Genomic DNA, 18,364 nt, shown 5'->3' on the forward strand with positions numbered 1-18,364 from the left:
AGATGACGATGAAAGCTCTGAGCCTGATCCCGCTATGCCTCCTGGGCCTCGCGGCCTGTTCCGATCCCGAGAAGATCGCACGCTATCCGATCGACCCGCCCACCGCTGAAAAGGCGCTGCCGAACCGGCTTGGCCGGGCCGAACTGCGCGAGGTGTCGCTGCCGGACTACGCGGGCGGACAGGAGATCGCCTTCCAGACCCCGGACGGGGCGCTGCGCTCGAACCCGGACAACCTCTGGGCGGATGATCCGGCGCGGTCAGTGACGCTGGCGCTGGCGCGGCAGATTTCGTCTCTCTCCGGCGCGACGGTGATCTCCGAGCCGTGGCCGCTCGCCGATCCGCCCACGCGCAAGATCGAGGTCCGGATCGAGCAGATGCTGCCGGGCGCCGATGGTCTGCTGCATGTCTCGGGCGTCTATTTCGTCTCGGCGAACGGCTATGAGCGCAGCGGCGAAACGGTGCGTCGGTTCGATTTCACGGTGCCGGTCGGCTCTCAGGAACCGCAGGCCATCGCAAAAGCGAACAGCGCGGCGGTGACGCAGCTTGCGCGGCAGATCGCTCAGCTACGCTGATCGGGAAGGAACCGCCCGAACTGGCCGCCCGCAAAGAGCAGCGGATCAGTCCCTGCGCCTTTAACGAAGCGGGTGACGCGGCCGATGATGATCGTGTGATCGCCGCCGTCGTGGCGCGCCTCGGTGATGCATTCGAACCGGGCGAGCGTGTCGTCGATCAGCGGTACACCCGCCGCGTTCAGCCTGTAGGATAGCCCCTCGAACCCCTCGCCGCGCTTCGTGAACCGCTTTGCCAGCGCTTCCTGATCGTAGCGCAACACATGCACCGCGAAGGCATCGGTTGCAGTGAAATGCGCATGCCTGAACGAGGAGCGCGCAGCCGACCAAAGGATCAGCGCCGGATCGAGCGAAACCGAGGCGAAGCTGTTCACCGTCATCCCGACTGGCTCCGGCGCATCGTCATGCGCGCAGGCGGTGACGACGGTCACACCGGTCGCGAACTGCGCGAGCGCATCGCGCAACAACCGCGTATTCGCCGGATCGGGCTGGTGGCCGCGACCGTCGCTTTCGGCATGGTTCATGGCCGCTTCGATATCGTCGCTCTCGCGCATCCGCTCTCCTTTGCGCTCACACATAATCGTGCAGGCGGGGAGAGCAAGGCTCAGCGTTCCAATCCAAGGAGCTTGTCGAAAGAAAGCCGCCCGGGGCCCTTCATCAGAACCGTCAGAAGCGCGATTGCCCAAAGCCCATGCGTCACCCATGCGCTGGGATAGACGAAGATCTGGATCACCAGCGTCATTGCCAGAAGCGCGAGCGCTGCAAGTCGGCTGCCAAGGCCGAGGATCAGCAGAAGTGGGAAGAAATGCTCCGAGAATGTCGCGAGCACCGCCGCCCATTGATGCGGAATGAGGGGCAGGTCGTATTCGTATTGAAAGAGGGTGAAGGTGGAATCCTTGATCATGAACCCTTCCACCTTCGTCCGACCGGACATCCAGAACACCATCGCTGGAAAAAGCCGCGCTCCGATCAGAACAATCTCCTCCGGTAGGCGCTGGGCTAGATCGGAAAATCGATGATACAGCCTGAATAGACCCTGTTTTGACGTTTTCATCTCGATCGCATCGGTCATAAGTCGTGTTCTCTTTCGATGCCCGCGCCGACGATCAGCGCATTCTCCAGCAGCAGCAGAAGCGCTGCGTTGAGTTCAAAATCCGCTCCCGCCCGGTCTTGTGCGCGGGCGACGGTTTCGCCTGCACACAGGGTCGAGATGAAGTGACCGGTCGAGCTACGAACGACGGACGTGATTACATGAGCGATCCCGCGCCGCGCAATCAGCAGTGTCTCCGGCCTCCATTCGGTCGCCCGCGGTGGAGCGGGGCCACCTGGTTGTTGCGAGGCCCAGATCGAACCCGCAGGCGTCAGGAGCTGAAGAACCTGCACCGACGGATGCAGATCGAGACACAGATGAGTGCCCGCGCGTTTGGCTGTCTCTTGCAGGCGTTCCCGCGCAATAGGCTCTGAATCGGCTGCGTGATAGGCCCGGCTGCGCGCCCATTCGATGCAGGCGACGTCGGGCAGATAGCTTAGCGATTGCAGCGAAGGTTCATCTGCCAGATAGGCCGGAAACGCGCCGCCCCATTCGGTCAGAACGGGCGTGTGCGGCGGGTGCTCGGCAATATAGGCCCGGGCGAGCCCCCTGAAGCAATCCGCGCCAAGAAGCCGCTCGATCGCCGGGAAATGCCGCGCGAGGGCCTGTGTCAGCCCATGCGCCACGTTGTTGCGGTAAACGTCGAAGCGGCGCTCGATCTCGGCTGGATCTTGGGCGGTAGCGTTTTGCGGCGCGGGCCCTCCGGCCAGGCCCTCGCGGAAACCGCGGGCGAAGTCACGATGCGAGGGCATGGTGGTCACCCGACAGGATCATCGACGCGCGCTTAGCCTCTGCCGTCAAGGTGGCGAAGTCCGGCACGTCGTTGTCCCACTCGATAAGGCTCGGTAGCGGTCCGGTTTTAGAGACTGTTTCAGCGTAAAGTGACCAAACCGGCTCCGCGACTTCGCGCCCGTGGCTGTCGATGAGCAGGGGCCCGGAGGGCAGCTCTTCCTCTTCATGACCTGCCAGATGGACCTCGCCGACACGGTTCAGCGGGAACGCCTCGAGATAGGCGCGAGGATCCTGTCGGTGGTTCACGCAGGACACGAAGACATTGTTCACATCCAACAGCAATCCGCAGCCGGTCCGCTGGCTGATCTCGGTCAGAAACTCGGTCTCGGGGATCTCGGAATTGTCGAAGAGTACATAGGTCGCCGGATTTTCGAGCAGCATCCGGCGGCCGAGATGCTCCTGCACCTCATCGACGTGATCGCAGATCAGCGCCAGCGTTTCCGCAGTGTAGGGCAGGGGCAGCAGATCGTGCATCCAGACGCCACCATGGCTTGCCCAGGCGAGGTGTTCCGAGAAGCTCTCGGGGTCGTATCGGTCGCAGAGCGCCTTGAGCCGCGCGAGGTGGTCGCGATCCAGCGGATCGGGCCCGCCGATCGAGAGGCCCACGCCATGCACCGAAAGCGCGTAGTCCGCGCGCAGCCGCTCCAGCATCGCATGCGGCATCCCGCCCGCGCCCATATAGTTTTCCGCGTGGATTTCGAAGAACCCGAGGTCCGGTTTCGTCTCTGATATGGCGGGAAAGTGCTCTGGCTTGAAGCCGAGGCCCGCTTTGCGTGGCAGTGTCATGGCAGCCTCCATTGATGAGAAAGCAGGGCGTACGCCGACCGCACGCCCCGCTTGGGGTCACATCTCTTTCGGTTCGAGCGAGCCCATGCCGTGCGGCGTCTCGATCGAGGTGCAGGTGCCTGCCGGGACGAGTTTCCAGGCGTTGCCCTGATAATCCATAGTCGCGGTGCCGGCGCAGGTGGTGCCGGGGCCGGCGGCGCAATCGTTCTGCCCGGCCATCGCGACGCCGTAGCATTTCTCCATCGCCTGATCTTCGGCATGGGCGGCGCTGGCCAGCCCCATCGCGCATGTCAGAGCAGCGGCAAAGCCAAGGGTAGTTTCGGTCTTCATGGTAGTCTCCCTGATTGGTTGGGGCCTCTTGCGGCCCTGATCACCGTTCGCGAGAGGTCACGGCGTCGTTACGATGCTCACGCCAGCGTGAACGAAAAAAGTTTTTCGCTCCGGCTGTAACGAAGGCATGATCGCGAACGAAGGGACGGCGATGATGCATGATCGGCGGGCAGATTGGTCGCAGCTCCTGCGGGCTGCGAATGCGGGCGACAAGCGCGCCTATGGCTTGTTCCTGCAAGCCGTGACCCCCGTGCTTCGCTCGGTGGTGCGGTCGCGTGGCGGAGGGTTGTCAGAGGCTGATTGCGAGGACGTTGTGCAGGAGGTTTTGCTCGCCATCCATCTGAAGCGTCACACTTGGCGCGAAGACGAGCCTGCTGCGCCGTGGTGCTACGCAATCGCCCGACACAAGGTGGTCGACGCCTTTCGCAAACGCGGGCGACGTATCCATCTTCCGGTCGAGGACTTCGCCGAGGTGCTGCCCGCCGCGCCTGAGGCGGATCCTACAGAAAAGGCCGATATAGAGACGTTTTTGACCCATCTGGAGCCCCGCGCAGCGCAACTGGTGCGCGCCATCGGGCTCGAAGGGAAAAGCATCGCGGAAACTGGCGATGCGTTAGATATGAGTGAGGGAGCGGTGCGGGTCATGCTGCATCGTTCGTTGAAAAAACTGGCCGCGCTTCGCGAGAGGCTGATCGAGATATGAAGACCGAAGACCTGATATTCGTATTGCAACAGGACACGTTGCACGAACCCCGCCCGAAACAGGTGCTGGGCCGCTGGCTTGTGCCGGCGCTTTTCCTGTCAGCGCTGTTCGTGATTTCGGTCTATGGTTTGCGGTTTCCGCTGCAACAGACCCTTATGACGCCGGAAATCGCCCCGAAATTTTACCTGCCGCTGGTCTTGGCCGTGCTCGTGACGCCGATGGCAGTGCGCTTGGGACGGCCCACGACGAAGGTGTCGACCGGGTGGCTCTGGATCTTCCCGGCACTCGGGGCCGCGCTTCTGGTCTATGCCTACCTGACCACGCCCGACGGGCAGCGGATGGCGGATTTCAAGGGGGAGACGATCCTGCCCTGTCTGATCTCCGTTCCGATGCTGTCCTTCCCGGCCTTGGGCGCGCTTCTCGTGAGCCTGCGTAAAGGGGCGGTGACGCGCCCGGCGCGGGCCGGGGCGCTCGCGGGCCTCGCCGCCGGAGGAATGGGTACCGCGATCTACGCCTTGCACTGCACCGAGGACAGCCCGCTTTTCTACGTCACGTGGTATGGCGCGGGGATCGTCGTCGTGATGCTTGTGGGTGCTTTGCTCGGGAAGCGCGTTCTGCGCTGGTAGACCCTAATCAGGCCAAAACGCCAGATTCTCGATGAATTTCTCATGGAGGACCGGGTTGGCGACGACAAGCCCGCTCGATTGCGGCGGGGAGCGGTTGAACCGCAGCGCGCGTCCATTGCGATCCGTTGCCAGAAGCCCGGCGCGTTGGGCGATCAGGCTCGCGGCGGCGATGTCCCACTCCCACGCCGGACGCAGCGAGATCGTCGCGTCGAACCTCCCTTCGGCCACCAGACACAGCCGCCACGCCAGTGACGAGCGGAAATGGCGCTGATAATCCGGCTGACCGTGCCGCCAGAAGCTTGGATTGTCGGAGAGTTTCGAGGTCAGAACCGTCGCGCCGGACAGCACTTCTTGTGCACCGGGCCGCAGCGGCTCCCCGTTCAGGCAAGCCGGACCGTCGATCGATGCGGAATATGTGAGATCGTGCACCGGCAGATGCACCACGCCCGCCACGACCGCGCCATCGCGCACCACGGCCAGCGCATGTGCGAAGCCGCCATCATGGGCGAGGAAGGCGCGCGTGCCGTCGATCGGATCGACGATGAAGGTCGAGCGCGCCTTAAGACGGGCCGGATCGTCGGTGCTTTCCTCGGACAGCCAGCCGTAATCGGGCCGGGCGCAGCGCAGCCGCTCTTCCAGCAGCGCGTTCACCGCTAGATCGGCCTCGGACACCGGACCGGCCCCGTCGCCTTTGTCCCAGGCTTCGGGCGCTTTTTTCCAGTATGTGAGCGCGAGCGCACCGGCCTCTTTGGCGGTCTCGATGAGCAGGGGAAGATCAGTCTCCGGCAAGCGTCATCCCTTCGAGGAGAAGCGAGGGCACGATATGGCTCAGATGTATCCGCGCGTCATTCGCGGGCCGGATGCTGCGGAGCATGTCGCGCAGGTTGCCCGCGATCGTGCACTCGTTGACGGGATAGACCGGCTCGCCGTTTTCGACCCAGAAGCCCGATGCTCCGCGCGAGTAATCACCGGTATTGGGGTTGATCGTCGCCCCGATGAAGGAGGTTACCAGAAGTCCGGTGCCCATTTCGGCCATCAGTTCCTCGCGGGTCTCGTCGCCTTGGGTCAGGGTCACGTTACCGATGCCGGGCGAGGGCGGCGAAGAGGTGCCGCGGCTGGCATTTGCCGTCGATTGCAGCCCCAGCTTGCGCGCGCAGGCGAGGTCGAGCGTCCAGCTTTTCAGCACGCCGTTCTCGACGATGGCGCGGCGCGCGGTAGCGAGCCCTTCCGCGTCGAAGGGGCGCGACCCGGAGACCCGTTTGCGATGCGGCTCCTCAATCAGCGACAGGCCGTCGGGCAGCACTTGGTCGTCCAGAGCGTCGCGCAGCCACGAGGCCCCGCGGCAGATTGCCTGCCCGTTCACCGCGGACAGCAGATGCCCGATCAGGCTGCCCGAGACGCGCTCGTCGATCAGCACCGGATAGGCGCCGGTTTTCGGGCGGCGCGGATTGGCGCGGGCGGCAGCGCGTTCACCGGCCAGTCGCCCGATCTCCTGCGCAGTTGGCAGGTCGGACTGGAAAACACGGCTCTCGGCGGCCCAGTCGCGCTCCATCCCAAGCCCCTCGCCCGAAATCGCGACGGCGGAGACAACGCGCGAACTGCGGTCGTAGCCGCCCGCGAAACCGTTGGAGGCGGCGACATGGACACGCCGATAGGAATAGGCGGCGGAGGCGGATTGAACCTGCGTGACGCCTTCGACACCGAGCGCGGCTGCTTCGGCTTCGAGCGCGTCGCTTTGCAGTGCCTCGGCGGAGGGTTCGGCGCTCGGATCGGCCAGTTCCATTCCGTCGGCATCGCGACGGTCGGTCAGCTGAGAGGGATCGGCGAGGCCGATGAACGGATCTTCCGGCGCTTCGCGGGCCATCGCAATCGCGCGCTGGGCCATTTCCTCGAAGGTGCGCGCGGAAATATCGGAGGCGGAAACGCAGGCTTGCTTGCCACCGAGGAGGACACGCAGCCCCATCTCGACGCCCTCGGACCGCTCGGCCTGTTCGAGACGGCCTTCGCGGACATCGATCGCAACCGAGCGCCCATCGACAGCAATGGCATCCGCGGCGGGGGCGCCTGCGCGCTTCGCGGCCTCGAGCAGCGATTGGGTCAGATCGGAGAGGGAGGGCTTGGTCATTTCCACCTCGTGAGAAAAACGCGAAGCCGCCCGGAGATCCGGACGGCTTCGCGCCGTGGGTTTCAGTGTTTACTGGACGCGTTGGCCGTTGACGAGGATTTCCCCGCCATCCTTGAACTCGACCTGCGACGCGTAGGCGTCGTCGCCCGTGGGCTTGGCGTAGAGGCCCAGCATCATCCGCCCGAACATGATCTGATCCTGCGGCACGAGGCCCATCGAGACCAGCTTGTCCATCAGCGCGTTCGCCCCGGTCAGCGTCAGGTCGATCTTGCCCGTGGGCATCGGCATCGGCCCGCCATTCTTCAGCTCCAGCGCGCCCTTGCCGTTCAGATCGGCGCCGACCATCGACAGCTTGATGTTGTTGATGTCGACGGTCTGGACCTCCATCGGGGGCGAGTCCATCGCGGCGGCGGCGGGGCTGAACAGATCCTCGGTGAGCTTCATCTTGCCCGAGAGATCCACCTGCAGCGTCGCCGGGTCATGCGGCAGATCGCCGTTAGGATCGAACATCGCCCAGATGTTGTCGGAGACCGAGACGCCGTTGAAGCCGAGCTTCGCCTTGTAGTCCTGCGCCGTATCCGCTTTTGCGACCGGCATCGCGAATGTCATGTCCGCCGACTGGATATCCGCGGTGATCGGGAAAGGCAGGTCGGGCGTGGCGATCTCGATGTGGCCGTTGTTGCTCTGACCGCCGAAGGACAGACCGTCCTTCGACATCGTGACGTCGAATTTCCCGCCCTCGTCGGTGGTCTTCTGATCGACCTTGCCGTTGGGTCCGTCGGCGGTGGTCGCCCAGTTCGAGCTGGCATAGGTCATCGACAGATCGAGGTTTGCACCGGAATTGAGCGCTTCGTCGAGCTTTTCGGAGGAGACGTCCTTGGGCATCGCGAAACTCCCCTCGTAGGAGAGATCGTTCATCTGGCCGTTCATGTTGAACGTGCCGCTGCCCTCGGGATCGGCCCCGGAGGCGGTAAGGTCGAGCGTGCCGATCGCCATCTTCGAGTCGACCGAATGCATATCGCCGTCGACGACGTGGTAATTGCCCTTGGTGTCCTTCAGCGCAAGATACATCTTGATCGGAACATCCTGCCCCTCGGCGGAGACGGTCTGGTCGAGATCCACGGTCAGTTTCGGCGCGTCGATATCGTAGGTCAGATCGCCCGGCGACCCGGAAACGATGATCTTGCTGTCGGTCTGGGTCATCGTCATCTTCATGGCGACGTCCGAGGTGTCGGTGCCAGGCTTTCCGGTCATGTCACCGGTCATCTTCTCGGGGAAAATGGTCTCCACCGTGCCGTCGCCGCGGTCGCGCAGCTTCAGTTCGGGAACGTCGAGCGTGAGGCTCATATTGTCGACATTGCGCACCATCTTCACGTCGGAGACGATGAGCGTGTCGCCCTCTCGGTTCTGACCGCCGACCATCACCTCGTAGCCGTAGGTCTGGTATTCGGATTGCCACGCCTGCCAGACCTGCTCCGCGGTTACATCCGCGAAAGAGGCCGTGGTGGACAGCAGCGAAACCACGACGGCGCCGGAACCGACGGTTTTGAGCCATGCCATAAGAGGGTACCTTTCCACTGAGAACCAAGTCGCGGCCATCCTCCTTTGGGTCAGGCCGATGGTCAAGCCTTCGCGGGGCTGCTAGAGGGGTTTCACGGGAGTTGTGAGGAGGCTGGGAATGATCCGCCACGAGATCGAGAACGGGCTGTGGCGCGTGACCATCGACCGGCCTGAAAAAGCCAACTCGCTGACCGGCGCGATGTTGGGCGAGATCGCCGATCTGGCCGAGCGTGCGGGGCGCGAGGAGGCGCGGGCTTTCGTGCTGACCGGGACCGGCAAGGTGTTCTCCGCCGGGGCCGATCTGGCAGAGGCGAAGACGGGAACGCTCGCGACCGACCCGGTTTGGGAGCGGCTTTCCGGCGCGATCGCTTCGCTGCCCTGCCTGACGATCGCGGCGCTGAACGGCACTTTGGCCGGGGGCGCGATGGGCATGGCGCTCGCTTGCGATCTGCGCATCGCTGTCCCGGGCGCGAAATTCTTCTACCCGGTGATGAAGCTCGGCTTCCTGCCGCAGCCCTCGGACCCGGCGCGCATGGTCGCTTTGGTCGGGCCCGCGCGGGCCAAGATGATCCTGATGGCGGGGCAGAAGATCGAGGCCGAAGAGGCCTTGAGCTGGGGGTTGATCGACCGGATCGTGCCGCGCGAGACGCTGGACGAAACGGTCGCGACGCTCGCTGCCGATGCGCTGGGTGCGCGGGCTGCGCATGTCGCGGGGATCAAGGCGCTGATCTGCTAAAGCGAACGGCCCGGACAGGCCGGGCCGCGGGGCGTCACATTCTACGCGAGGCTGTCGCGATCAGGCGTACACGCTCTCTTTGCCGAAATGCTTGGTGAGCATGTAATAGATCACGGCGCGATACTTGTTGCGCTCGGACCGGCCGTAGGTCTCGATCACGCTGTCGATCGCATCCATCAGTTCGGGGCCGTCGGAGAGGCCGAGTTTCTTGACGAGGAAGTTGTCCTTCACGGTTTCCAGCTCCCCCTTGTCCGTGGCCGCGACGGTCGATGCATCCGCATCGTAGATCGAGGGGCCGCAGCCGATCGTCACCTTGGTCAGAAGCTCCATGTCAGGGGCCATGCCGCATTTGGATTTCAGATCCTCGGCGTATTTCTCAATCAGCTCGTCTCTTTTACCCATCTGTCCCACCTATCAGGTTGCTTTGCCCAGAAATGAAGGCAGGCGCAGGTTAAGCCCAGATAGGGAAATTACAAAGTGTAAATCCCGGACCTGTCGCGCCTCAGCCTCCGCCGCGACAGGAAACGCATTGTGTGAAGGTCGGGTCGAGTTCGAGGCGCTTCTCGGGGATCGGCTCGCCGCAGCTGTCGCAATAGCCGAATTCGTCCTCTTCGATACGCTGGAGCGCGGCCTCTATCGCTGTGATCCGATGCTTGCGGCGACCGTCGACCGCATTGGCCATCGCCTGATTCTGCAACGCGTCCATGCGCGACAGCCGACCGACGCTTTGCTGGTCCAGCTCGACGGGTTTGCGGGTCTGCGCGGTTTCCTGCGAGGCGGTGCGCAGCTCTGCCAGCTCCGCTTCCAACCGCGGTTTGAATCGCGCGGCAAGGTCTTCGGGTGTCATCGCTCTCCTCCTGTCCCAAGGAAAACCGATCATCGCCCGCGTTGCACGTAAAAAGGCCGCGCCTTGCCGCGCGGCCTTCGAAATCGCGATGTGATCCGGTCAGTAGCGGTAATGCTCGGGCTTGAAGGGGCCTTCGACCGTGACGCCGATATATTCCGCCTGATCGGGCTTGAGCTGGGTCAGCTTCACGCCGATCCGGTCCAGATGCAGGCGGGCGACCTTTTCATCGAGGTGCTTGGGCAGGATGTAGACGCCCGGCGCGTAGTCATCGCCCTTGGTCCACAGCTCGATCTGCGCCAGCACCTGATTGGTGAACGACGCCGACATCACGAAGCTCGGGTGGCCGGTGGCGTTGCCCAGGTTCAGCAGGCGGCCTTCCGACAGCAGGATGATGCGCGAGCCCGAGGGCATCTCGATCATGTCCACTTGCTCTTTGACGTTCGTCCATTTGTGGTTCTTCAGGTTCGCGACCTGAATTTCATTGTCGAAATGGCCGATATTGCCGACGATCGCCATGTCCTTCATCTCGCGCATATGCTCGATCCGAATGACGTCCTTGTTGCCGGTGGTGGTGATGAAGATGTCGGCGCTGTCGACCACGTCTTCCAGCACGACGACCTCGAACCCGTCCATCGCAGCTTGCAGCGCGCAGATCGGATCGACTTCGGTGACCTTCACACGAGCACCTGCACCGCGCAGCGAAGCGGCGGAGCCTTTGCCCACATCGCCGTAACCGCAGACGACGGCGACCTTGCCGGCCATCATCACGTCGGTCGCGCGGCGGATGCCGTCCACGAGGCTCTCTTTGCAGCCGTATTTGTTGTCGAACTTCGACTTGGTGACCGAGTCGTTCACGTTGATTGCCGGGAAGGGCAGCAGTCCCTTCTTGTGCAGATCATAAAGGCGATGCACGCCGGTCGTGGTCTCTTCCGAGACGCCCTTGATCGCGTCGCGCTGCTTGGTGAACCAGCCGGGGCTTTCCTTCATGCGCTTCTTGATCTGAGCGAACAGCGCCTCTTCCTCTTCCGAGGTGGGCACTTCGATCAGGTCGGTCTCACCGTTCTCGACCCGCGCGCCGAGCAGGATGTAGAGCGTCGCATCCCCGCCGTCGTCGAGGATCATGTTGCAGGTGCCTTCCTCGAACTGGAAAATCTGGTCGGTATAGGACCAGTATTCCGCGAGCGTCTCGCCCTTGATCGCGAAGACAGGCGTGCCGCCCGCAGCAATAGCCGCGGCCGCGTGATCCTGCGTCGAGAAGATGTTGCACGAGGCCCAACGCACATCGGCGCCAAGCGCCCTCAGTGTTTCGATCAGCACCGCGGTCTGCACCGTCATGTGCAGCGACCCCGCGATGCGCGCGCCTTTCAGCGGTTTGCTCTCGCCGAATTCTGCGCGGCAGGCCATCAGGCCCGGCATTTCGGTTTCGGCGATGTCGAGCTCCTTGCGGCCATATTCGGCCAGAGCGATATCCTTGATTACGTAATCGGCCATGCGCGGCTCCCAATCTGAATTTGGGAGCTATGTAGCACCGGGACCGTAAAGCGGCAATGAAGGCCGATCACGATCAGGTGGCGGGAAGAATCCCTTCGCGATGCAGAAGCGCCACCGGGTTCTTGCCACGCTTCCAGTCGGTGCCCGAGGATACGATGCAGGAGACGTTGTCGGCGCGGGTATAGACCGCAGTCCAGGTGCCCATGAGGCTCGACGCGTAAAGCTCGACCTTGCGGTGATCGCCGAGCTGTTTCGTCATCGCGGGCTTCTCCGCGAAATCGTGATTGAGGGAATCCACCAGCTTCGCGCGCTTGTCGCAATATGGTTGGTTGGGGCTTTGTGCCTCGCCGATCGCGGTGACGTCGTCGAAGGCGGACAGATCGCCATAGGGAATTTCGGAGGGGATATCCTCCATCGGGCGCCCGTTGCCCTCGTAGCCGTCGAGCATGACCTGCCGCGCCGCTTGGGGATGCTGGGCAGGCGTCACAGCCTCGTCGCTGCGCACGGCGGCGATGGCGATGGTCGCGGGGATCGAAATGATGGCGATCCCGGCGGTAAGAAACGTGGTTTTCGAGGTTTGCATTTTCGCGTCCCCTTTTTCTCTCCGTGTCAACCCGAGAACTCGCCATGCGCGGAAATGTTCCTCTTTCTGTGACGTTTACAGCCGGATTGGCTTTGGCTAGTCACAGATACCCGCTGCATGAGAGGAGCGAATGGAGATCGATCTGGCCTGCTCGAAACCGGCGCAGCACCGCAATGCGATCGCGTTTTGCTGCGACGGCGCTTACCCGCCTTATGCGGCGCATGCGGCCGCCCAGATTGCCGCACTCCATCCGGATCGGGATTTCGACATCTGCATCGTGAGCGCCGAGCCGGTCACACTTCCGGATTCGCTCGAGGCGTTGGGTCTGCGGCTGTGCAGTTTCGATCCGAAGCCGATATTCGCGGGCTTTTCGACGGATCGCGGACGCGGTTCGGGCAAGTATGTGCGGCAGATGCTCCCGCAGATTTTTGCGGATGACATCGGCCCGACGAAGCCGTGTAAAGCGCGACCCGAGACGCCGCAGCCACGCTTTGGCCGGGCAGCAAGCTGATGAAGAAAATGCTCGTTCGGCGTCTCATCAACAGAAACAAGATGGCGCGCTATCTCGCGCGTTCTCCCGACGACTATACGGTGATCACATGAAACGCGCTTGGCAAAGGATGCTCTCGGGACGCCGGCTCGACCTGCTGGACCCGACGCCCGTCGATATCGAGATCGAGGATATCGCGCATGGTCTGGCTTTCGTGGCCCGCTGGAACGGGCAGACCTTCGGCGACTGGCCTTATTCGGTGGCCGAGCATTCGCTGCTGGTGGAGCAGATTTTCTGCCACCAGAATCCTAAGATCGCGGCGAAATGGAAATTGGCGGCGCTTTTGCACGACGCGCCGGAATATGTACTGGGCGATATGATCAGCCCGGTGAAAGCGGCGATCGGCGAAGGCTACGGCGCGCTCGATAATCGTCTGATTGCGGCGGTGCATATACGGTTTGGTCTACCCGCAGCGCTTCCCGTGCGAATCAAACGCGCTATCAAAAAGGCGGATATCGTTTCGGCGCGGTTGGAGGCCGAACAGATCGCCGGATTTTCCAAGGCGGAATCCGACAAGGTTTTCGGCAAACTCGCGCCCGAATATGCCGAGACCTTTAAAATACACCTGCGGCCACCGTCGGAAGTGCGCGCGGATTATACCGCACGCCACGAAGCGCTTCTGGCAGAGCTGTAATGCGAAAAGCCTGCCATTTCGGCAGGCCTTGCATAAAGGTATCCAACTCGAGACTCAGATCTTCAGATCGTCGAGCGATTTTCCATTATCGAGAGCGGCTTGCACCCAACGCGGCTTGCGGCCACGGCCGGTCCAGGTTTCGCTGGGATTGTCGGGATTGGCGTATTTCGGCGGCACGGTGCGGCGCGGCTTGGCCGAGCCCGAACCGGTCAATTCCGCCAACGAATAGCCCATATCGCGTGCCGCGCGCTCAAGCTGATCGATCGCTTCTTTCTTCTTGCGATCCTCGTAGCTGGAGATCGCCTTGTCGACTTGCTTGCGAAGAGCCTTGAGCTCGTCGAGGGACATATCATCTAGATTCATTTTAATGCTCCGAATTGCATATTCCGAAGCATTAAATAGAAACGTAAATTAATTAACAACCTGACCAAAACGTCAGCGGGGGCTCCGTTTGGCCAAAATCCGCTGAAGGGTCCGGCGGTGCATATTCAAACGGCGCGCGGTTTCCGAGACATTCCGGTCGCAAAGTTCGTACACACGTTGAATATGTTCCCAACGCACGCGATCCGCGCTCATCGGGTTTTCCGGCGGCGGCGGGGCGACTTCGCCTTTCGCCAATAGCGCATTCGTGACGTCAGTGGCATCGGCAGGCTTCGCGATATAATCGGTGGCCCCCATTTTCACGGCGGCCACAGCGGTCGCAATCGCCCCGTATCCGGTCAGAACCACGATTCGGGCATCGGCACGCTTTTCACGAAGCGCCTCGACCACATCGAGCCCATTTCCGTCCTCGAGCCGCAGGTCGATCACCGCATAGGCGGGCGGGTTCGATTGCACGATGGCGCGGCCTGCAGCCACGGTTTCGGCCGTCTGGGTCTCGAAGCCGCGCTTCTCCATCGCGCGCGCCAGCCGCGTGAGAAACGGCACATCATCATCGACGATCAGAAGCGATTTGTCCGGACCGATATCCGCGCTGATGTCTTCAGCCATTATCGTAACTCCCTGTCGTCGAGTTTAACGTTTGATTGGTTTTAGACGCGCGCGCCTACTCGGTCAATTTCCGGCTGCGCCGTCGGGATTGGCCTTTTTCCATGCGTCGACGAAACAGGCGACGCTGTCGGCCATCTGCTCCGGCGTCGTGTCGCGGTTGTAGTATTCCGCGAAACCGGAATCGGGGAAGACCAGGTAGCTCTGTGTCGAGTGGTCGATCAGCGTGTAGGGGTCGTTCGGATCCTGCACTTTGAAATAGGTACGATATTCCTGCGAGACCTTCTTGATCTGCTCCGGCGTGCCGGTCAGTCCGATCATTTTCGGATGCATGAAATCGGTGAATTCCTTGATAAGCTCCGGCGTGTCGCGCGCGGAATCGACCGAGATGAAGACCGGCGTCACCGAATATCCGCGCTTTTCGAGGAGGCTCACGGCCTCGGCGTTGCGTGCGCTGTCGAGCGGGCAGACATCGGGGCAGTAGGTATAGCCAAAATAGAGAATGCTCGGCTCGGTGATGACATCCGCATCGGTCACCTCCTTACCGTTCTCGTCGGTCAGCGTGAAAGGACCTCCAATCTCGCCCGCGCCGCCTGCGACGACACTCTGGCGGCATTGCGCGAAAATATCGTCGTCCTGGCTGCGGGTCGCTGCGAACCAGGTAACGCCAAGGCCGATGACCACGACCGCCGAAGCGCCGATGGCGGAAATTTTCGCAATACGGTTCATATTGTCACTCCTCTCACGGCTGCATTGATCGCGCGGCGGGCGGCGATTATCAATGCTTTCATGCCGCCAATTCCGGCGATGTGCGCTTTGGACGCGGGAGACGACATGGCTCAACGCCTCGAGGCCCAACCCGGCCCGGCCGAGATTCACCACGACTGGGTGCGCCTCCGGACGCTGATCTTCCTGCGCTGGACCGCGATCGTGGGACAGCTTGGCGCGATTTTCGTGGCCTATTTCGTTTATGATATCGCGTTGGATCTGGCGCTGTGCCTCGCCACGGTGGCGGCAGCGATCGCGGCCAATCTCGTGGCGATTTTCCTGTTTCCCGACACCAAGCGCCTCACCCAGCCCGAAGCGGCGGCGACGCTCATGTTCGACATGGCGCAGCTCGCGCTGCTGCTGTCGATTACTGGCGGGATGAACAACCCCTTCGCGTTGCTCATTCTGGTGCCCGTCACCATAGCGGCGACCGCACTGGAGAGATCGGCCACGATCCTTCTCGGCCTTGCGACAATGGTGATGATCTCGATCGTCGCCGTGGTCTACCTACCTTTGGTCAGCAAGACCGGCGAGGTGATCGCGGTGCCGGACGTGTTCGAATTCGGCTACTGGCTTTCGATCATCATCGGCGTCGCCTTCCTCGGGGCCTATGCCCATAAGGTGGCGAGCGAAGTGCGCTCCATGGGCGATGCGCTCCGCGCGACGCAGCTCGCCTTGGCGCGCGAGCAGAAGCTGACCGATCTCGGCGGCGTCGTCGCGGCCGCCGCGCATGAGTTGGGCACGCCGCTTGCGACGATCAAGCTGGTCAGTTCGGAGCTGGCAGACGAGCTCGAAGACAGCCCCGATTTGCGCGACGACGCGCTCCTGATCCGCGAGCAGGCCAATCGGTGCCGCGACATCCTCCATTCCATGGGTCGGATCGGCAAGGACGATCTGCATATGCGCAGTGCGCCGATCGTCGCCGTTCTGCGCGAAGCGGCGGACCCGCATATGGAGCGCGGGATCGAAATTCATTTCGACGCCCATCCGATTGTCGAGGGGCTGGAGCGTCAGCCGACGATCTACCGCTATCCCGAACTGATCCATGCGCTGCGCAATTTCATCCAGAACGCCGTCGATTTTGCCCAATCCACCGTCTGGGTCGAGGCGGAATGGGATGACGAAGAGATCACCGTGCGGATCAGTGACGACGGCAAAGGCTATCCAGCGAGCGTGCTCAACCGGATCGGCGATCCCTTCCTGCAACCGCGGGCAAACGCGGCGGAACGCAAAGGTTACGAGGGGATGGGGCTTGGCGTGTTCATCGCGAAGACCCTGATCGAGAGGACCGGCGGGCGGCTCACCTTTTCCAACGGGGACGTACCCTTTGCGCCCCGCGCCGCAGCGCCTGTGCGCTCCGGCGCGGTTGTGGAGGTCGTCTGGCCCGCTACCCGCCTTCTGGCACGGGACGAGGCAGGGCTTGGCTTGAACCAACCGATCGCGGTCTGATCCCCATCGACGCCTGCATGCTCGACGTGAGTTAACGTCGGCTTAACGATTCTCCCGCACCTTCGACCTCGCGACAGGTTTGAAAGGCCGAAGGATATGAGGACTGCGTGGCTCGAGGCGGCGATGATCGCGCTTACCTCGGTGGGCGCGGCTTTGGTCGGATTGCTGCTGACATGGATTGCCGTGGGGCGCGGGCCGAGGCGCAAGCTCACCCCCGCCGCGCGGGAGGACGTCGAGGAGGTGGCCTTGCTGTTCGATGATGAGGCGCTTGTGGATGCGACACCGCCGGCGCGGCGCTTGCTGGAAACGATGCCCGTCGGGGTGACCGATTGGGCCCGTTTCACCGCCTTCGCCGCGCCGCGGTTTCCGGAGTTTCAGTCCCGGATCGCGCGGCTCTCCGAGTTCGCGCGGCTCGAGATGACAGAAACCGCGACCCGCGGCGACAAACCGCGACTGCGCCTGACTGCCGAAAACCTGCGCGGCCTGGCGCGGATCACCCTCATCGATCCGGAGGGCGAAGGGCAGGGCCAGCGCGTCGACAACCTCTCGCTCCGGGCGATGGAGGACGAGTTGGAGATGATGCGCGCCACGCTCGACCGTTCCCCCGTTCTGATCTGGCGGATCGAGAAAAATGGCGAGCTGACCTGGGCGAACAGAGCCTACCTCCTGCGCGCAGGCGCCTTCGACGCGGATGAAGAGGGGTTCGGCTGGCCGCTGCCGAAGCTGTTCACGCTGCCGCCGGACGCGTTCAGCGGCGGCGGGCCCCACCGGCTCGAGCTGACCTCGCCCGCGCCAGGCGCTTCGGATGTCGCGACCTGGTTCGACTGTCATTCCGTCGTGCTCGAAGGTGGTACGCTACATTTCGCGCTCCCCGCCGAGGCTGCTGTCCGGGCCGAGCAGGCGCTGCGTGATTTCGTCCAGACTCTGACCAAGACTTTTGCCGATCTCCCGACCGGGCTCGCCATTTTCGACCGGGACCGCCAGCTGAGGCTGTTCAATCCCGCACTGAGCGACCTGCTTCAGCTTGGCCCGGAATTCCTCGCCACGCGCCCTACGCTCTACGCATTTCTCGACAGGCTGCGCGAGACCAAAATGGTGCCCGAGCCGAAGGACTACCGAAGCTGGCGGCAGGAAATGACCGAGCTGGAGCGGGCGGCCGCCTCGGGGTTCCACGCCGAAACATGGAACCTGCCGGGCGGGCAGACCTATCGCGTCACCGGACGCCCGCATCCGGACGGGGCGGTGGCGTTCCTGTTCGAAGACATCTCCTCGGAAGCGTCCCTAACCCGGCAGTTTCGCGGTGAAATCGAAATGTCTCAGGAGATCTTGGACAGGATCGGGGACGCGATCGCGGTGTTCCGTCCTTCCGGCGAATTGGCGATATCGAATGCTGCCTATGGCGCGCTCTGGAGCGTTGATCCCGATGCGACGTTGGGCCGGGTGACGTTACTCGATGCTGTAAAGCAATGGCAGGCCTGCGCCGAACCCAGCGCTTTCTGGTCGTGGCTGCAAAACCTCGCGCGCGAAATCGGCGCACGCGAGAACCTGACCGAAGAGATTACGTTGCTCGACGGTCGGCGGGTAACCTGCCGACTCGAGACGCTCTCGGGCGGGGCGTTCCTGCTGCGTTTCGCTGTTGTTGAGACTTCCGACACGCCGCCGCCACGTAAGGCCGAGGCCATCATCGCTCAGCAAGGCTAGCCGCTTGGCAAAAGGGCGATGCGCGCGCTAGAAGCAA

General features: G+C 62.9%; 23 protein-coding genes. 8 read left to right on the plus strand and 15 right to left on the minus strand.

Translation table 11 applies throughout. The features are described 5' to 3' along the window. Positions 1–8: 8 nt before the first annotated feature. Positions 9–572 carry a PqiC family protein gene (locus B6V72_RS10670; RefSeq protein WP_075776698.1) on the plus strand — a complete coding sequence of 188 codons (564 nt, stop codon included), beginning with the start codon at positions 9–11 and terminating at the stop codon, positions 570–572. Here B6V72_RS10670 and B6V72_RS10675 read toward each other — a convergent pair. From B6V72_RS10675 to B6V72_RS10695, 5 genes are all read right to left on the minus strand, one after another. After that, a complete protein-coding gene (locus B6V72_RS10675; RefSeq protein ID WP_240496970.1) occupies positions 560–1,093 on the minus strand; it encodes a flavin reductase family protein in 534 nt (177 codons plus the stop codon). The genes B6V72_RS10670 and B6V72_RS10675 overlap by 13 nt on opposite strands. Positions 1,094–1,173: 80 nt before the next feature. Further along, positions 1,174–1,641, minus strand: coding sequence for a DoxX family protein (locus B6V72_RS10680; protein WP_206185785.1), 468 nt, complete (start codon positions 1,639–1,641; stop codon positions 1,174–1,176). Next, the gene (locus B6V72_RS10685) at positions 1,638–2,411 is read right to left on the minus strand and encodes a DNA-binding domain-containing protein (RefSeq protein ID WP_088735522.1); all 774 of its coding nucleotides are present in this window, start codon (positions 2,409–2,411) and stop codon (positions 1,638–1,640) included. The genes B6V72_RS10680 and B6V72_RS10685 overlap by 4 nt, the downstream gene beginning before the upstream one ends. Beyond that, positions 2,395–3,237 carry a DUF692 domain-containing protein gene (locus B6V72_RS10690; protein WP_088735523.1) on the minus strand — a complete coding sequence of 281 codons (843 nt, stop codon included), beginning with the start codon at positions 3,235–3,237 and terminating at the stop codon, positions 2,395–2,397. The genes B6V72_RS10685 and B6V72_RS10690 overlap by 17 nt, the downstream gene beginning before the upstream one ends. A gap of 57 nt (positions 3,238–3,294) precedes the next feature. Further along, the gene (locus B6V72_RS10695) at positions 3,295–3,567 is read right to left on the minus strand and encodes a DUF2282 domain-containing protein (protein WP_075776694.1); all 273 of its coding nucleotides are present in this window, start codon (positions 3,565–3,567) and stop codon (positions 3,295–3,297) included. Positions 3,568–3,694: 127 nt separating this feature from the next. Here B6V72_RS10695 and B6V72_RS10700 point away from each other — a divergent pair, with 127 nt between their 5' ends. Further along, the gene (locus B6V72_RS10700; protein WP_233243067.1) at positions 3,695–4,270 is read left to right on the plus strand and encodes a sigma-70 family RNA polymerase sigma factor; all 576 of its coding nucleotides are present in this window, start codon (positions 3,695–3,697) and stop codon (positions 4,268–4,270) included. Beyond that, entirely contained in the window at positions 4,267–4,896 is a 630-nt protein-coding gene (locus tag B6V72_RS10705; RefSeq protein ID WP_088735524.1) for a DUF1109 domain-containing protein, read from the plus strand. The genes B6V72_RS10700 and B6V72_RS10705 overlap by 4 nt, the downstream gene beginning before the upstream one ends. A gap of 3 nt (positions 4,897–4,899) precedes the next feature. Here B6V72_RS10705 and B6V72_RS10710 read toward each other — a convergent pair whose 3' ends face one another. From B6V72_RS10710 to B6V72_RS10720, 3 genes are all read right to left on the minus strand, one after another. After that, on the minus strand, positions 4,900–5,685 hold the full coding sequence (locus B6V72_RS10710; RefSeq protein ID WP_088735525.1) for a 3'(2'),5'-bisphosphate nucleotidase CysQ: 786 nt from the start codon (positions 5,683–5,685) through the stop codon (positions 4,900–4,902). Then, entirely contained in the window at positions 5,672–7,021 is a 1,350-nt protein-coding gene (locus tag B6V72_RS10715; protein WP_088735526.1) for a metallopeptidase TldD-related protein, read from the minus strand. The genes B6V72_RS10710 and B6V72_RS10715 overlap by 14 nt, the downstream gene beginning before the upstream one ends. 69 nt (positions 7,022–7,090) lie before the next feature. Next, a complete protein-coding gene (locus tag B6V72_RS10720; protein ID WP_168173034.1) occupies positions 7,091–8,581 on the minus strand; it encodes a DUF2125 domain-containing protein in 1,491 nt (496 codons plus the stop codon). Between the two features lie 118 nt (positions 8,582–8,699). On the opposite strand from B6V72_RS10720, the gene B6V72_RS10725 reads away from it, so the two are divergent. Next, on the plus strand, positions 8,700–9,317 hold the full coding sequence (locus tag B6V72_RS10725) for an enoyl-CoA hydratase/isomerase family protein (RefSeq protein ID WP_088735528.1): 618 nt from the start codon (positions 8,700–8,702) through the stop codon (positions 9,315–9,317). Positions 9,318–9,377: 60 nt separating this feature from the next. Here B6V72_RS10725 and B6V72_RS10730 read toward each other — a convergent pair whose 3' ends face one another. The 4 genes from B6V72_RS10730 to B6V72_RS10745 all read right to left on the minus strand — a co-directional run bounded on the left by B6V72_RS10730 (position 9,378) and on the right by B6V72_RS10745 (position 12,238). Beyond that, the gene (locus B6V72_RS10730; RefSeq protein WP_075776688.1) at positions 9,378–9,719 is read right to left on the minus strand and encodes a DUF2853 family protein; all 342 of its coding nucleotides are present in this window, start codon (positions 9,717–9,719) and stop codon (positions 9,378–9,380) included. Positions 9,720–9,819: 100 nt separating this feature from the next. After that, positions 9,820–10,164, minus strand: coding sequence for a TraR/DksA family transcriptional regulator (locus B6V72_RS10735; protein WP_088735529.1), 345 nt, complete (start codon positions 10,162–10,164; stop codon positions 9,820–9,822). 99 nt (positions 10,165–10,263) lie between these two features. Then, positions 10,264–11,655: an adenosylhomocysteinase gene (gene ahcY / locus B6V72_RS10740; protein WP_088735530.1), complete on the minus strand. Its 1,392-nt coding sequence runs from the start codon at positions 11,653–11,655 to the stop codon at positions 10,264–10,266. 73 nt (positions 11,656–11,728) lie between these two features. Beyond that, a complete protein-coding gene (locus B6V72_RS10745) occupies positions 11,729–12,238 on the minus strand; it encodes a hypothetical protein (protein WP_075776685.1) in 510 nt (169 codons plus the stop codon). Between the two features lie 130 nt (positions 12,239–12,368). Here B6V72_RS10745 and B6V72_RS10750 point away from each other — a divergent pair, with 130 nt between their 5' ends. After that, positions 12,369–12,749: a hypothetical protein gene (locus tag B6V72_RS10750; protein ID WP_088735531.1), complete on the plus strand. Its 381-nt coding sequence runs from the start codon at positions 12,369–12,371 to the stop codon at positions 12,747–12,749. Between the two features lie 88 nt (positions 12,750–12,837). Continuing rightward, complete coding sequence (locus tag B6V72_RS10755; RefSeq protein WP_088725322.1) at positions 12,838–13,422, plus strand: hypothetical protein; 585 nt, start codon at positions 12,838–12,840, stop codon at positions 13,420–13,422. A gap of 54 nt (positions 13,423–13,476) precedes the next feature. Here the strand turns inward: B6V72_RS10755 and B6V72_RS10760 are convergent, their stop codons facing one another. From B6V72_RS10760 to B6V72_RS10770, 3 genes are all read right to left on the minus strand, one after another. After that, positions 13,477–13,791 (minus strand): H-NS histone family protein, encoded by a 315-nt coding sequence (locus tag B6V72_RS10760; protein WP_075776682.1) that lies wholly within the window; start codon positions 13,789–13,791, stop codon positions 13,477–13,479. 66 nt (positions 13,792–13,857) lie between these two features. Further along, on the minus strand, positions 13,858–14,412 hold the full coding sequence (locus B6V72_RS10765; protein WP_075776681.1) for an ActR/PrrA/RegA family redox response regulator transcription factor: 555 nt from the start codon (positions 14,410–14,412) through the stop codon (positions 13,858–13,860). Between the two features lie 63 nt (positions 14,413–14,475). Continuing rightward, entirely contained in the window at positions 14,476–15,138 is a 663-nt protein-coding gene (locus B6V72_RS10770; protein WP_088735532.1) for an SCO family protein, read from the minus strand. Between the two features lie 105 nt (positions 15,139–15,243). Between B6V72_RS10770 and B6V72_RS10775 the strand changes: the two genes are divergently transcribed. Both B6V72_RS10775 and B6V72_RS10780 read left to right on the plus strand, forming a co-directional pair. Further along, positions 15,244–16,626: an ActS/PrrB/RegB family redox-sensitive histidine kinase gene (locus B6V72_RS10775; protein ID WP_088719983.1), complete on the plus strand. Its 1,383-nt coding sequence runs from the start codon at positions 15,244–15,246 to the stop codon at positions 16,624–16,626. A gap of 96 nt (positions 16,627–16,722) precedes the next feature. Beyond that, entirely contained in the window at positions 16,723–18,327 is a 1,605-nt protein-coding gene (locus B6V72_RS10780) for a PAS-domain containing protein (protein ID WP_088735533.1), read from the plus strand. The last annotated feature ends 37 nt before the right edge of the window (positions 18,328–18,364 follow it).

Source organism: Thioclava sp. F34-6 (genome assembly GCF_002213235.1).
Lineage (GTDB): Bacteria > Pseudomonadota > Alphaproteobacteria > Rhodobacterales > Rhodobacteraceae > Thioclava > Thioclava nitratireducens.

Excerpts from the sequence above, each read along its gene's own strand:
- B6V72_RS10690 (WP_088735523.1), bottom strand. The coding sequence starts at position 3,237 with ATGACACTGCCACGCAAAGCGGGCCTCGGCTTCAAGCCAGAGCACTTT.
- B6V72_RS10770 (WP_088735532.1), bottom strand. The coding sequence starts at position 15,138 with ATGAACCGTATTGCGAAAATTTCCGCCATCGGCGCTTCGGCGGTCGTG.
- B6V72_RS10765 (WP_075776681.1), bottom strand. The coding sequence starts at position 14,412 with ATGGCTGAAGACATCAGCGCGGATATCGGTCCGGACAAATCGCTTCTG.
- B6V72_RS10685 (WP_088735522.1), bottom strand. The coding sequence starts at position 2,411 with ATGCCCTCGCATCGTGACTTCGCCCGCGGTTTCCGCGAGGGCCTGGCC.
- B6V72_RS10700 (WP_233243067.1), top strand. The coding sequence starts at position 3,695 with ATGATCGCGAACGAAGGGACGGCGATGATGCATGATCGGCGGGCAGAT.
- B6V72_RS10750 (WP_088735531.1), top strand. The coding sequence starts at position 12,369 with ATGGAGATCGATCTGGCCTGCTCGAAACCGGCGCAGCACCGCAATGCG.
- ahcY (WP_088735530.1), bottom strand. The coding sequence starts at position 11,655 with ATGGCCGATTACGTAATCAAGGATATCGCTCTGGCCGAATATGGCCGC.
- B6V72_RS10775 (WP_088719983.1), top strand. The coding sequence starts at position 15,244 with ATGGCTCAACGCCTCGAGGCCCAACCCGGCCCGGCCGAGATTCACCAC.
- B6V72_RS10720 (WP_168173034.1), bottom strand. The coding sequence starts at position 8,581 with ATGGCATGGCTCAAAACCGTCGGTTCCGGCGCCGTCGTGGTTTCGCTG.
- B6V72_RS10695 (WP_075776694.1), bottom strand. The coding sequence starts at position 3,567 with ATGAAGACCGAAACTACCCTTGGCTTTGCCGCTGCTCTGACATGCGCG.
- B6V72_RS10680 (WP_206185785.1), bottom strand. The coding sequence starts at position 1,641 with ATGACCGATGCGATCGAGATGAAAACGTCAAAACAGGGTCTATTCAGG.
- B6V72_RS10745 (WP_075776685.1), bottom strand. The coding sequence starts at position 12,238 with ATGCAAACCTCGAAAACCACGTTTCTTACCGCCGGGATCGCCATCATT.
- B6V72_RS10670 (WP_075776698.1), top strand. The coding sequence starts at position 9 with ATGAAAGCTCTGAGCCTGATCCCGCTATGCCTCCTGGGCCTCGCGGCC.
- B6V72_RS10675 (WP_240496970.1), bottom strand. The coding sequence starts at position 1,093 with ATGAACCATGCCGAAAGCGACGGTCGCGGCCACCAGCCCGATCCGGCG.
- B6V72_RS10705 (WP_088735524.1), top strand. The coding sequence starts at position 4,267 with ATGAAGACCGAAGACCTGATATTCGTATTGCAACAGGACACGTTGCAC.
- B6V72_RS10780 (WP_088735533.1), top strand. The coding sequence starts at position 16,723 with ATGAGGACTGCGTGGCTCGAGGCGGCGATGATCGCGCTTACCTCGGTG.
- B6V72_RS10735 (WP_088735529.1), bottom strand. The coding sequence starts at position 10,164 with ATGACACCCGAAGACCTTGCCGCGCGATTCAAACCGCGGTTGGAAGCG.
- B6V72_RS10725 (WP_088735528.1), top strand. The coding sequence starts at position 8,700 with ATGATCCGCCACGAGATCGAGAACGGGCTGTGGCGCGTGACCATCGAC.
- B6V72_RS10730 (WP_075776688.1), bottom strand. The coding sequence starts at position 9,719 with ATGGGTAAAAGAGACGAGCTGATTGAGAAATACGCCGAGGATCTGAAA.
- B6V72_RS10715 (WP_088735526.1), bottom strand. The coding sequence starts at position 7,021 with ATGACCAAGCCCTCCCTCTCCGATCTGACCCAATCGCTGCTCGAGGCC.
- B6V72_RS10755 (WP_088725322.1), top strand. The coding sequence starts at position 12,838 with ATGAAACGCGCTTGGCAAAGGATGCTCTCGGGACGCCGGCTCGACCTG.